Below are 12,107 nucleotides of genomic sequence, written 5' to 3'. Positions count from 1 at the left end.
ATTTGCCTAAATATACAGGGTTAACAGTGTGTCGCTACCCGCATCAACAAATTTTTGATGCGTAGGTAGAACACCTAACAAGGCTTTGGCATTTAATAGGGTCATTATACAAATATTTTCCACGCCTTGTTGTTTTAGCCACGCAGAATTTACACTAAATAACATCGCACCGGCTTTAATCTGCTGGCCTTGTTTTAACGGAGTTAAAAACTGCGCCCCGCACAGCATTTGGGTGTGTAAGCCATATTTGATTCGACATTTAAGCCCAAAAGAAGATTTAATTTCAATTGAATAGTCGAGGGGATCTATTTTCATTACAGTTGCATTAAAGGGGGATACCACTTTACTTGAAGCAGTAACAAGCGCTAAACCCGGCCCCCATGCACCAACATTTATTAAGTCATCATTAACGTGTTGCAGTAAAACACATTGTCCTGAAACCGGTGATGCAATAGGAATGGCTTTTTTAAATTGCTCAGGAGGCGCGGTGAGTTGCTTTTCTATCAACACTACTTGCCCTCAAGAACCGTATAGCCTGCATTTTTTAATGCCTTAGTTGCATCAGCAAGTTTATTATCTTTCACAAGGAAAAAGTCGGTTTCGAAAGTTGATACAACAAAGATAGAGACTTTTACTGCGGCAAGCACCGCGCCTATCTGCGCCATAATACCTACCATAGATAAATGCAACGGCCCGAGCAGTTCAAGTGCTCGCCAGCCTTCGTCAGAATCAAGTGAATCTACATCTAGGTTTGAAGGGATAACAATAGACAGTTCATCTTCTGTTTTGCCCAAGAAAAATAGTGGGCTTTGAAGTACATTTGCAGGAATGGCACTGTCACCATCTAGGCTGTGGATCGTAAATTGTTGGGGGCGTACAGCGAGTGTTTGTTTTGGCATGAATAACCGGAAAAAAAGGTTTCAATCAAAGTATCCACATTAAAACACTATCTGTGGTTAAGTGCTACGTGTTATCCACTTAATCTGTGGATAAGTTTGTTGAGTAGTTTGGGGCTTTTGTTTAACTGCATGAATTTAAACAATAAAATAAACTGTACAAACAATAGCCAGTGGATAACATTTACCTATTCACAAGCATTTTCCACAGCCTCTGTCTATACATATTTAAAAATTGTTCTGCTTATTTTGCAATTTCTTGTCTTGACACTGCTATCTTTTATCCAACGTAATAAACGCGATCACTACGTGGTTTATTATCAATGAGTGTGCAACTATCAATGAATAATAAGTAAAAATACTGGCTCGCTAGTCTTAGAGCACAAAACCTCAAAAGGGGAATGAAATGAGCGATAGTTTATGGATGGATATCACCACCGATGACGCTGACCAATTAGCTGATTTTTACGTCAATGTAATGGGGTGGAAAAAAGAAGCCTTCGACATGGGTGGCTACAACGATTATGTCATGATGAAAGAAGATGGTATCCCTGCTGGTGGCATATGTCATAAGCGAGGCTGCAATAGCAATATTCCTGGTGGTTGGGTGCCGTATTTCACGGTAGCCGAATTAGACGCAGCATTAGCCGCATCTAAAAGCGCTGGTGGGGAACAAATTGGAGACATTCGTCACCATGGCACTTCACGTTTTTGCATTATCAAAGACCCATCAGGGGCGTATTGTGCGCTTTATGAACAAGGCGCAGATTGATAAACGTATGGCAAGGATCGCGCAGGAATAAAATAAAGATATTGTAAGAATATACAGGATGGTGTCAGCCTGTAGCTAAGGGGGCTGACACCACTAACGCCATTATATGTAAATCGGTAAGGAAGCGTTGGGCTACTACTTACTTAACACACCGCGATTTACCTGATCCCGTTCAATCGATTCAAATAACGCTTTAAAGTTGCCTTCGCCAAATCCATCATCTTCTTTGCGCTGAATAAACTCGAAAAATACTGGGCCAAAAACCGTTTCTGAGAAAATTTGCAGTAACAAACGAGGAGACTCGCCCTCAGTGGTACCGTCTAGCAGAATACCTCGCTGTTTGAATTCGCCAACAGGCTCACCGTGACCGGGTAACCGTTCCTCTAACATGTCGTAGTAGGTATCAGGTGGCGGCGTCATAAACTTCATGCCCTTTGCCTTTAGTTTATCTAAGCAGCTTATAAGGTCGTCACAAGCAAAGGCAATATGCTGAATACCTTCACCATTATATTGCATTAAGAATTCTTCAATTTGACCGCCACCGCCAACCGCTTCTTCATTGAGTGGAATACGAATTTTTCCATCAGGCGCAGTCATGGCTTTTGACAGTAGCCCAGTGTACTCACCCTTAATGTCAAAGTAGCGAATTTCGCGAAAGTTAAATAACGATTCGTAGAATTTTGCCCAATGGTTCATTCGCCCGCGATACACATTGTGGGTAAGGTGATCTAGCGTATGGAAACCACAACCTATGGGATGTCTGTCTACACCTTCAATCCAGGTGAAATCGATGTCATAAATGGTGTTTTCGCCTTGATAGCGATCAATTAAATAAAGCATCGCACCACCAATGCCTCTAATTGCTGGCAATTTCAGTTCCATAGGACCTGTGTGGGTGTCCATTGGCTGTGCGCCACGCTTTAGTACTTCAGAGTACGCGTGCTGAGAGTCTTTAACACGAAAGGCCATGCCACACGCTGAAGGGCCGTGCTCTTCGGCATAGTAGGAAGCGTGACAGTTTTTTTCATAATTACTTAAAAGGTTAATATCGCCTTGGCGCCACAGCTCTACATCTTTTGATTTGTGCCTTGCTACTCGGGTGAACCCCATAGCTTCAAACATAGGCTCCAATAAACCTTTTTTCGGCGCGGTAAATTCTAAAAACTCAAAACCATCTAACCCAATTGGATTTTCAAATACGTCTGCCATTTTCTTTCTCGCTTACTGAAGTCAGAGCCTTTGCGTTAGTTAAGTCGTTTTTGTTATTGAACCCATGCAAAGGCGGATATAAATAGAAGATTTGATTGTAATGGCGAGGTAAATATAAGGGCAATAGACTGTTAAAACATGACGCGAGGTGCTGTTGTATATTCAGTGTAACGATTAGTTTTCAGTTGCGATAAAAGGCAATTTGAATCCCTCGTTAAATAATTAAGTTGCTGTATTTAATTGGTTTGTTTTTATTTGATGCTGTTGGGCTGATGTTCATTTTTAGGTACATTTAATGAAAACACCCAACAGCTCTGCGCCTATATTTTACCGTCGAAATGCTTGGTTATCCCCTTCCAACAATCGATATAGTCGGTTTGGCGAAGCGGGGTACTCAGTGCAAACTCAGTGGGGGCGATGGGAAAGCGAGATTCAAACATAAACGCCAGTGTATTTTCGTATTTATGGGGAGCTAACTCGGCATTTGATGCCGCTTCGAACACAGAGGCTTCGGGGCCATGTGGGGTAAAGCAATTATGCAAACTCATACCGCCAGGCATGAACCCTTTTTCTTTAGCATCGTAACTGCCTTCTATTAAGCCCATAAACTCACTCATCACGTTTCTATGGAAGTAAGGCGGGCGGAAAGTGTTATCAGCCACCATCCAACGAGGCGGAAAAATGACAAAATCAACGTTAGCAGTCCCTGCTAATTCAGATGGCGAAGTGAGTACCGTAAATATGGAAGGATCAGGGTGGTCATAGCTGACGGTATTGATCACATTGAAGCGCTTAAGATCATACTTGTAAGGCGCTGAATTACCTACCCAAGCCACCACATCAAAGGGGGAATGTGAAAGTGGTGCTTCGTATAAGTGCCCACAAAACTTGTTGATAATAACATGGGGCGTGTCGACATCCTCGAACCACGCAGTGGGGTATAAAAAGTCTCTTTGATTAGCAAATCCATTCGCACCTACCGGGCCTCGTTCTGGTAAAACAAATGACTGGCCGTAGTTTTCACAAATATACCCTCGAATTGCGTCATCGATAGGAGTAATGCTGAAACGCACCCCTCGAGGGATCACCATAATTTCACCCGCGGATAGGTGTAACTTGCCAAACTCAGTTTTTACTTCCATGTTTCCATGCTGTGGCACGAACAACATCTCACCGTCTGATGAGTAAAATACCTTATTTCCCATCGCCGAGTTCGCACTGTAGCAGTGAATGCCCATTCCGGTTTGGTGTTTCGCATCGCCATTTGTAGCTATGGTGACTAAACCTTCAATAAAATCTATGCTGCTACTTTCATCGGGCAAGGGTAAGGGGTTCCAACGCATCACATTGGGAGGGCATGGCGAATTGATTTCAGGCCCAGTTTTAAGCTGCATGTTTTTATAAGGTGAAAAATCGCCCATGGCAACAGAAGGCCGTATGCGATAAGTCCAAGTACGTCTGTTTTCGGCTCTAGGCGCGGTAAAAGCACTGGAACTGAACTGCTCGGCATAGAGTTTATAATTGACTTTCTGCGGGCTAAATTGCCCATTTGGCAATGCATTAGGTAAGGCTTCAGTTTCATGCTCATTATTAAAACCCGACAAATAAGTTAGTTGATTCACCATACCCACCTTTCAAATACTACTGATGCTTAACGCGACTATTTATGTAGCGTAAATATTAATAATAAGTAAATCAATTGCGTGGTGCCGATAGGATTTCAGTGAAATGGCGATGTGTGATGATTTGTTTACACAGGCGGCAACTTCCTACATAAGCGCTCACTTATAGTAGTGGTTTCATAAAGGTGATGGACGGCCCATTGATTTTACGGCTTTTACTGATAAATTAGGCGCAAACATGATAATAGAGACAACACGTGGCACCGCTAGAAATTTATGCCGGCAATGGGGCAATGAATACCATTAAGCAACAAGGCTTTCACCCCGAATTATTCAGTTATTTTCTCGGCGCTTCAGGCGGTCCAAAATGGTTTTCATTGGCAGGATTAGACAGAGTACTCTTTCCAGAGTGGTTTAAAAATGTCGACCATCAAATACATGTTATAGGTTCATCGGCCGGTGCTTTCAGGGCTATCTGTGCAGTACAAGATGACCCACTTGCTGCCATTAATCGGCTAGCTACCTCTTATTCCACGACTACCTACAGCGATAAGCCTACGCCTGCGGAAATAACCCGCAAGGCCGAAGCGCTAGTGAAAGAAATGGTGGATAGCGAAGGTAAAAAGGAAGTATTGGCAAACCAGCGATTTAAAGCACACATCTTTGTCGCTAAATGTTTAGGGGCTACCCGCCGCGAGCATAAGTTTTCGCAGTTATCCGGTCTTGCCATGAGCGCCGCGGCTAACGCGGTTACGCGAAAAAACTTAGGTAGATACTATACACGCTGTATTTTTTCTTCGCCTAATACCGAGTTTTCAGTGAAAGACCCTTATCAACTTCCCACTGAACACTACGAATTAAACAACGAAAATATCCACAATGCACTGCTAGCTTCCGGTGCTATTCCTGTTGTACTTGAAGGAATTCGAGATATTGCAGGTGCCCCTCAAGCTATGTATCGCGATGGTGGTATTGTTGATTATCATTTTGACCTAGAGTTCGGCCCTGAAAAGGGCTTAGTGCTGTATCCACATTTTTACCCCAAACCAATACCTGGTTGGTTCGATAAAGGCTTAAAACGCCGCGTTGCACATAAAAATAGTTACGACAATGTGGTCATGCTGGTGCCATCTGCCGAGTTCGTGGCAAGCCTGCCATACGGTAAAATTCCAGATCGAAAAGACTTCGAGCAACTCGATGCCACTACCCGTATTAAGTATTGGCAAACGGTATTGCAAGAAACCGATAGGTTAGGGGAGTACTTCATGAAAATAGCGAGTGATGGCAGTATTGTTGATAACATCAAGCCGTTGCCATTTGTGCAGCGCGAGAACGTTTAAATAGGAGTGAAACACCTATTTTTTTTGAACAAATGGTGGCAAATCAATCAATCGCACACCTTAAACACAAAATATACTTGCAGGACGCACTGCGCATCGCTATTATGCTCGCCGTCCTTAAGGCAGTTCTGCCGAAGTACATTTGCGACTATAGCTCAGTTGGTTAGAGCGCTACCTTGACATGGTAGAGGTCCCCTGTTCGAATCAGGGTAGTCGCACCACTTCTTTTGATTTAATTTACAATTACCTGATTTCTACCGTTTTCTTTTGCTTCATAAAGCATACTGTCTGCGCGCTTGATAAGCGTATCTAATGTTTTATTCGATTTATTACCAACAGATACGCCAACACTAAATGTCATGTTTATATTGTTCGTAAATGCATCTAAGTTATTGCAGTACTTTTGATAGTTTGCAGCAAGCTTTTCAAACGTATTTTTAATGACTTTTTCGTCAGTAGAATGCAACACAAATAACCATTCTTCACCACCATAGCGGCCAAACTCATCATCGTTAGACAATGTGTCTTTCGCAGCATTAGCGAATGCTATAAGCACTAAATCGCCCACATCGTGGCCATACTCGTCGTTGATTTTTTTAAAGTAATCTAAATCAACAATGGCAATTGCCATATCTTGTTGAGCAAGTCTAGCCTCAGCGGTTTTCAATATACCTCTGCGGTTAAAACTCTTCGTCAGATAATCAGTAGATGCAATACGATGATATTTTTTACGTTGTAAGGCTTGTCGATAAAACAGTAGCAAAACCACCAGCACTAAAATAGACGCAATGGTAGCACTAAGACGCCATATTATTTTTTGCTGATATTCTTCTTTAGCTTGAAGGTTACTAATATCTTTTTGATATTCTAACTTACGAATTTTGTCTTCTTTTTCTTTTACTTCAAACTTTATTTGTAAGGCTTTAATGTTGCTTTCACTCGTAGCCTCATAATGCTTTTTGGTATAAAAAAGCTTCTTTTCGATGGCATCAAACGCATCATCAATATGATTGAGCTCTCGCTTTAATTTATAACGTTCGCTCAAAAATTCTGCTTTATAAATGCTGCGACTAAATTTATCTATGAGTGAGTAAACGTCGTCATTTACTTGTTCGGCTTCTTCTAAAAAGCCCTGTTTTAAATAGATGTTGGAGAGTAAAATCATAGACGCAAGTTGCATATCATCAATCCCCGCCGCGCGAGCAAGTTCGATATTTTCTTTTGCTAGTGTGAGTGCGGTATCGTAGTTAGCCTGGAGGTATTGAATACTTGCTATTGAGTATTGAGCGAACGCTAAGCCCTTTCTCATATTTACTTTTTTGAAATAATCTAACGCCTTATTTAAATATACTAAGGCGGCTTCTGTGTCATCTTCTTCAAGAAGGATATTGCCTAAGCTCCAATGCGCTTTGGCCGTAAATAGCCCGTCATTGGTATTTTCATAGGTGTCTACCGCCTTTTTTGCATAGTATATGGCTTTGGTTTTTTCGCTTAAATAGTTATACGCATCCGCTATTTTTCGGTAAAAATAGCCTTGCGATGCGATATCCCCGTTTTTTATTGCCAATTCAAGGCCTTCCAACGCGGCATTAAGGGTTTTTCTCAACACATCAGTGTCGGTGTAGTAGTAGGCCAATGCCCGAAAAATAATGATTTTTTCTTCTGATGTATGCTGTGGAATTTGTGCTTCTAATTGTTTAGCGAGGGCTCTACCTGGCTCTGGATCTCCAGCTTTAGATAACGTCTTTAATTTCGATTCTAAAAAAAGCAAATCTATGTCAGTTTGCTCTTGTTGGTTTGTTTCACCTAGATAAAGTGATAAATGGCTCTCTAGGACTGCGTATTTTTCTTGTCTAAAAAGTAATTCGGAATACAACGCCGCAGCTTCTCTATGAAGGGCGTCCCAGTTTTGCGCTTTAGTTAACGTAAAAGCGTTTATGAGGGCGTCTTCATTTTCTAAGTAATCAAGCCTGCTTTGCCTAAAGTCACTGAGCAACGTTTGTGTATTTTGGTAATCTGGCGCACCAATGAAAGGATTTGTGTTTCCATCTTGAGCAAGGCTAAACTTCCCTGTGCAAACCCATAGGGTGAAAGTTAACGCTATTAGCCAAGCACGATTGCTATAGCGTATTGTATTTATAGTTCTATCCATTGATGTCACTCGTTGACCAAGTTACGTTCGTCGCATTCCAATTATAGCATCTCATAAAGTCATAACTTAATGTTTTACAACAGCATCTTTACACAAATTTAGCGATGCAAAGAGATAATGATAGCTTCAACGTTGTTATTTCCCATACGTTATAAAAACAACAGTGCCTTTAATACATCGCAATTATTTCTCGTTGTTTGCAAATACAACATAAAACGGCGCAATAGGACTCTGTCAAGAAAGCTTCAATTTTATGTCAATAATGTGTCACCTATCAGTCACATAACTCCCTCACTATATTCGCCGCTAAGACCATTTCAGAGATGAATGAATTTGTTCCGTCTCAACCTAACGATTATAAAAAGGATAGTTGATGAAAATTGAACGTTTACGCGATTTAAAATATTCGGCGCTAGCTTTAGCGGTTGCATTTGGCATTTCTGCTTGTTCATTAGAAGGCGATGACGGAGAAGATGGTGTTGCTGGAGCAATTGGCGAGCAAGGCCCTGTTGGCGAACAAGGTGAGCAGGGAGAGCAAGGCGATAAAGGTGAAGAAGGCGATACAGCGGGAACATTAACCCGTATTGCTACTGTTCCTCTTGGTGCTGAGGTAACGGGTATTTTCTTAACCGACGAGGGGGACCTTTTCTTCAACGTTCAACATCCTTCGGGCACTAACTCAGTGACTAATGACGTTAACGCTATGCCTATTAATACTGGCACGGTAGGTGTATTAGCTGGTGCTAACTTCAATAACTTACCGGTTACGCTTCCTAATTCACCTGTACCTGCTTCTGATGAAGAAAAAGAAGTGGTGGTTTCAGCCATTGGTCAATATCAAGTACTTGGTCAAACGGGCGACACCTTTGGTACTGAACTACCAGAAGGCCTAGGTCACATCTATACGCTAGATGGTGAAGAGCTTGTTTTAGAAAACGATATGCCAGACTTTAATGGCTTCATTTCTACTGATACTGGCGAAGGCTACTTGTTCTCAAACTGGGAAGAGCTTCCAGGCGGCATGAGCCGTATGAAAGTTGAAAAAGACGACTTTGGCATGTGGCAAGTTACCGAAGCCATGATGCTTGATTTCTCGCCAGTATGGGGCACAGCGGCAAACTGTTTCGGTTCAATGTCACCGTGGAATACGCCGTTAACCTCTGAAGAATGGGTAGTAGATTCAGAAGTAGATTCAACCACATCACCTAACTGGAATAACCCAGAAGCGGTAGCAACAGAAGCGCGTCTTGGTCGTATGTGGCAAATGACTGCGCCTGATGCGTCAAATCCTTATAACTATGGTTACATTGCCGAAGTGACCGAGCCACTTGCTGATGAGCCAGTGATTGTTAAGCACCTAGCAATGGGTCGCTACGAGCATGAAAACTCAACGGTTATGCCTGATGGAAAAACCGTTTATCTTTCTCAAGATGATACCGGTGGCGTGTTATTCAAATTTGTTGCTGATACTGCTGAAGACCTTTCTTCGGGTACCCTTTTCGGCGCCAAGCTAACGCAAGATGTTGGTCAAAATGACCCTGCTACAACAGGCTTTGCCGTTGAGTGGGTTGAGCTGGCTAGCGGCGATAACATGACGATTCGTGCATGGGTTGACGAGTACAACGGGATTGGCACAGATGATTATGTAGAGGGCCAAAGCTCTTACATTACCATGGCCGATGTAGAAGCGTGGGCAAATGGCGATGCTACATACCCTACTGTTGAAGAGGGTGGTAGTAGCCAAACTGCAGGTGAGCCGATGGACGATCGCGTGGCGTTCTTAGAATCACGTGCGGCGGCGCGAGCTAAAGGAGCCACCGCTGAATGGCGTAAACTTGAAGGTATTTCAATTAACCTTAAACGCGCTGAAGAAGCCGTGGAAGGCACCGATACTATTGAGGGTGAAGTGGTTGAAAATGCTTACCTTTATATTGGCATAGCTGACCTAGATAACACCATGGTTGATGATGAAGGTGATATTCAGCTTTCTGCTCGCGTTAAAGATTGTGGCGGTGTGTATCGTGCACGTCTGGAAGCTGGCTATGACATTACTCGCATTGAGCCTGTTGTTATGGGCGGTACTTACCGCTCAAGCCTAACTGGTGCAGAGCGTTGTGATGTAGAACAGCTATCTCAACCTGATAACGTAGTGGTGATGAACGACGGCCGTATTCTTATCGGTGAAGACGGTTTCCAGGAAAATAATACGCTGTGGATGTACGAGCCAGCAGATAAGTAAGTTTTTCCTTTTAATTCATCCGGGCACATCGTGCCCGGATTTTGTCGTTGTTACTATTATGAAAATACAAACTAAATTACTACCTTTATTCACTGCTTCTATGCTGCCTTTATTGTTTGCGTGTTCACCTGCCCAGCAGGTTGAAGCTGTGTTAGCAGAACAAACGAATACATACCCTTACCAAGAAGGGGATACCATTCCCGCACTGGCCTACATAGAGCATAACGAAGTCTATAACCCTGAGTCGGTCATTCCACCTCAGTGTTACACTAAAACCCAAGGTGAAAATAACCCGTGCTATGCGTGCCATCAAAGCTACGACCGCACCGAAAAACGCCCGAATCAAATGGGTGATGGCACACTTCAAGGCAATTATGAATTCTCAGAGGTGGGGCTAACCAATAGCTGGAAAAACCTATTTATTGATAGACGAGAATTAATAGCGGGCATAAAAGACGATGCCATTTTGGAGTACATAGCCCAAGATAACTATACCGCGGCCATTGAAGGCGATAGCACTATTCCAAGCTATATGCATATCGAAAATTTAAGTACCGGTGCTGCTGCATTTGATGAAGACGGGTTCGCGAAAGACAATAGCGGGTGGGTATCGTATAACTACAAGCCTTTCCCCAGTACTTTTTGGCCCACCAATGGCTCAACAGGCGATGCTATGATTCGACTGCCACACGCCTTTCAGCAACATAAAGGGCAATACAGTCGTGATGTATACTTAGCGAACTTAACCCTCGTTGAAATGGCGCTAAAAGAAGTTGATACGTTGCCGGTAGCCGGACTTAATGAAAAGACACTGGGGCTTGATATAAACGGTGACAATGCATTAAGTGAACACGTAACCACCATGGTGCGTCAGCCCCATTACATTGGCGATGCTGATCATGTTGAACTTGCGCATATGTTGTTCCCGGAAGGCACCGAGTTTTTGCACACCGTGCGCTACATTGGTGTGGATGAGAACGGCGATATATACAACGCTGAACGCATGAAAGAAGTGCGGTATATGCAAAAGCACCGCTTTAGAAGCCTTGAGAGTTTAGCGTCAGCTTATTACGCAGAGGCAAAAGACAAGCATTTCGAAAATCTACCGCAAACGCGCTATTTAGGTGAGCAGGGCATTGAAAACGGATTTGGCTGGACCATTAATGGCTTTATTGAAGATGAGCAAGGTGAGTTGCGGGCTCAGCATGATCAAGAGCTCGCGTTTTGTAATGGATGTCACAAAACCGTAGGCTCTACATTCGATCAAACCTTTTCCTTTGCCCGCAAAGTACCAGGAAGCAACGGCTGGGGTTATATCAACCTGCACGCGATGGAAGATGTGCCCAATATTAACGAAGAGCAAGGTGAATTTCTTACTTACATGCAACGGGTAGGTGGGGGCGATGAATTTCGCCAAAACGGCGAGATGCTAGCGAAGTGGTTTAGTGAAAACGGCATGGTAAATGCGGAAAAAGTAAGTAAGGCAGCGTCTGTTTATGAACTCATCACGCCAAGCCCCGAACGCGCATTAGCGCTAAACAAAGCGTACTTAACCATTGTACAAGAGCAAAGCTACTTGTTTGGCCGTGATGCTACACTCACAGAAGCCACCAACGTATTGAGTCATATTGATGCTGCACAACCTCCGCTGAAGCCAGAGCATCGCTTTAAATGGGATATGCGTTTAAATTGGAATGAAAAAGATACACATGAAGTGGCAGGGCAGTAATGTTCTGGCACTCAGCGTTATAAAGAACAAGCGCCTAACCGTATTTTTCCTTTCAAATTTAACAATGCGTAAGGCATTTCGTTAAATACAAGCTCATCACAATATGTTGGTGAGCTTTTTCTATTGTGAATGTCACAATCGGTGATAA

At 43.0% G+C, this 12,107-nt stretch carries 9 protein-coding genes and 1 tRNA gene; 5 read left to right on the top strand and 5 right to left on the bottom strand.

Translation table 11 applies throughout. From position 1 onward, the window contains the following. Positions 1–6: 6 nt before the first annotated feature. Positions 7–510 carry a PTS glucose transporter subunit IIA gene (locus J8L84_RS03005; protein ID WP_348771801.1) on the bottom strand — a complete coding sequence of 168 codons (504 nt, stop codon included), beginning with the start codon at positions 508–510 and terminating at the stop codon, positions 7–9. Further along, on the bottom strand, positions 510–899 hold the full coding sequence (locus tag J8L84_RS03000; protein WP_211069402.1) for an ACT domain-containing protein: 390 nt from the start codon (positions 897–899) through the stop codon (positions 510–512). Before J8L84_RS03000 ends, J8L84_RS03005 begins: the two co-directional genes overlap by 1 nt. 403 nt (positions 900–1,302) lie before the next feature. Here J8L84_RS03000 and J8L84_RS02995 point away from each other — a divergent pair, with 403 nt between their 5' ends. Beyond that, complete coding sequence (locus J8L84_RS02995) at positions 1,303–1,668, top strand: VOC family protein (RefSeq protein WP_211069401.1); 366 nt, start codon at positions 1,303–1,305, stop codon at positions 1,666–1,668. Positions 1,669–1,803: 135 nt separating this feature from the next. Here J8L84_RS02995 and hppD read toward each other — a convergent pair whose 3' ends face one another. Next, positions 1,804–2,877 carry a 4-hydroxyphenylpyruvate dioxygenase gene (gene hppD, locus J8L84_RS02990; RefSeq protein ID WP_211069400.1) on the bottom strand — a complete coding sequence of 358 codons (1,074 nt, stop codon included), beginning with the start codon at positions 2,875–2,877 and terminating at the stop codon, positions 1,804–1,806. 320 nt (positions 2,878–3,197) lie between these two features. Further along, positions 3,198–4,499, bottom strand: a complete 1,302-nt coding sequence (hmgA, locus tag J8L84_RS02985; protein WP_211069679.1) for a homogentisate 1,2-dioxygenase — start codon at positions 4,497–4,499, stop codon at positions 3,198–3,200. A 257-nt stretch (positions 4,500–4,756) separates the two neighbouring features. Here hmgA and J8L84_RS02980 point away from each other — a divergent pair, with 257 nt between their 5' ends. Both J8L84_RS02980 and J8L84_RS02975 read left to right on the top strand, forming a co-directional pair. Continuing rightward, the gene (locus tag J8L84_RS02980; RefSeq protein ID WP_211069399.1) at positions 4,757–5,839 is read left to right on the top strand and encodes a patatin-like phospholipase family protein; all 1,083 of its coding nucleotides are present in this window, start codon (positions 4,757–4,759) and stop codon (positions 5,837–5,839) included. A 144-nt stretch (positions 5,840–5,983) separates the two neighbouring features. After that, a tRNA-Val gene (locus J8L84_RS02975) sits at positions 5,984–6,060 on the top strand. 11 nt (positions 6,061–6,071) lie between these two features. Here J8L84_RS02975 and J8L84_RS02970 read toward each other — a convergent pair. Next, a complete protein-coding gene (locus J8L84_RS02970) occupies positions 6,072–7,991 on the bottom strand; it encodes a tetratricopeptide repeat-containing diguanylate cyclase (RefSeq protein ID WP_211069398.1) in 1,920 nt (639 codons plus the stop codon). A 373-nt stretch (positions 7,992–8,364) separates the two neighbouring features. Here J8L84_RS02970 and J8L84_RS02965 point away from each other — a divergent pair, with 373 nt between their 5' ends. Both J8L84_RS02965 and J8L84_RS02960 read left to right on the top strand, forming a co-directional pair. Continuing rightward, the gene (locus J8L84_RS02965) at positions 8,365–10,230 is read left to right on the top strand and encodes an alkaline phosphatase PhoX (protein WP_211069397.1); all 1,866 of its coding nucleotides are present in this window, start codon (positions 8,365–8,367) and stop codon (positions 10,228–10,230) included. 58 nt (positions 10,231–10,288) lie between these two features. Beyond that, the gene (locus tag J8L84_RS02960) at positions 10,289–11,959 is read left to right on the top strand and encodes a hypothetical protein (protein ID WP_211069396.1); all 1,671 of its coding nucleotides are present in this window, start codon (positions 10,289–10,291) and stop codon (positions 11,957–11,959) included. The last annotated feature ends 148 nt before the right edge of the window (positions 11,960–12,107 follow it).

It is taken from the genome of Alteromonas sp. MMG017 (genome assembly GCF_018100795.1).
GTDB lineage: Bacteria > Pseudomonadota > Gammaproteobacteria > Enterobacterales > Alteromonadaceae > Alteromonas.
This window is presented reverse-complemented; position numbering and strand designations above follow the sequence as displayed.

What these genes read in the sequence shown, in the direction of transcription:
- J8L84_RS02965 (WP_211069397.1), top strand. Translation starts at nt 8,365, where the DNA reads ATGAAAATTGAACGTTTACGCGATTTAAAATATTCGGCGCTAGCTTTA.
- J8L84_RS03000 (WP_211069402.1), bottom strand. Translation starts at nt 899, where the DNA reads ATGCCAAAACAAACACTCGCTGTACGCCCCCAACAATTTACGATCCAC.
- J8L84_RS02995 (WP_211069401.1), top strand. Translation starts at nt 1,303, where the DNA reads ATGAGCGATAGTTTATGGATGGATATCACCACCGATGACGCTGACCAA.
- hppD (WP_211069400.1), bottom strand. Translation starts at nt 2,877, where the DNA reads ATGGCAGACGTATTTGAAAATCCAATTGGGTTAGATGGTTTTGAGTTT.
- J8L84_RS02960 (WP_211069396.1), top strand. Translation starts at nt 10,289, where the DNA reads ATGAAAATACAAACTAAATTACTACCTTTATTCACTGCTTCTATGCTG.
- J8L84_RS02970 (WP_211069398.1), bottom strand. Translation starts at nt 7,991, where the DNA reads ATGGATAGAACTATAAATACAATACGCTATAGCAATCGTGCTTGGCTA.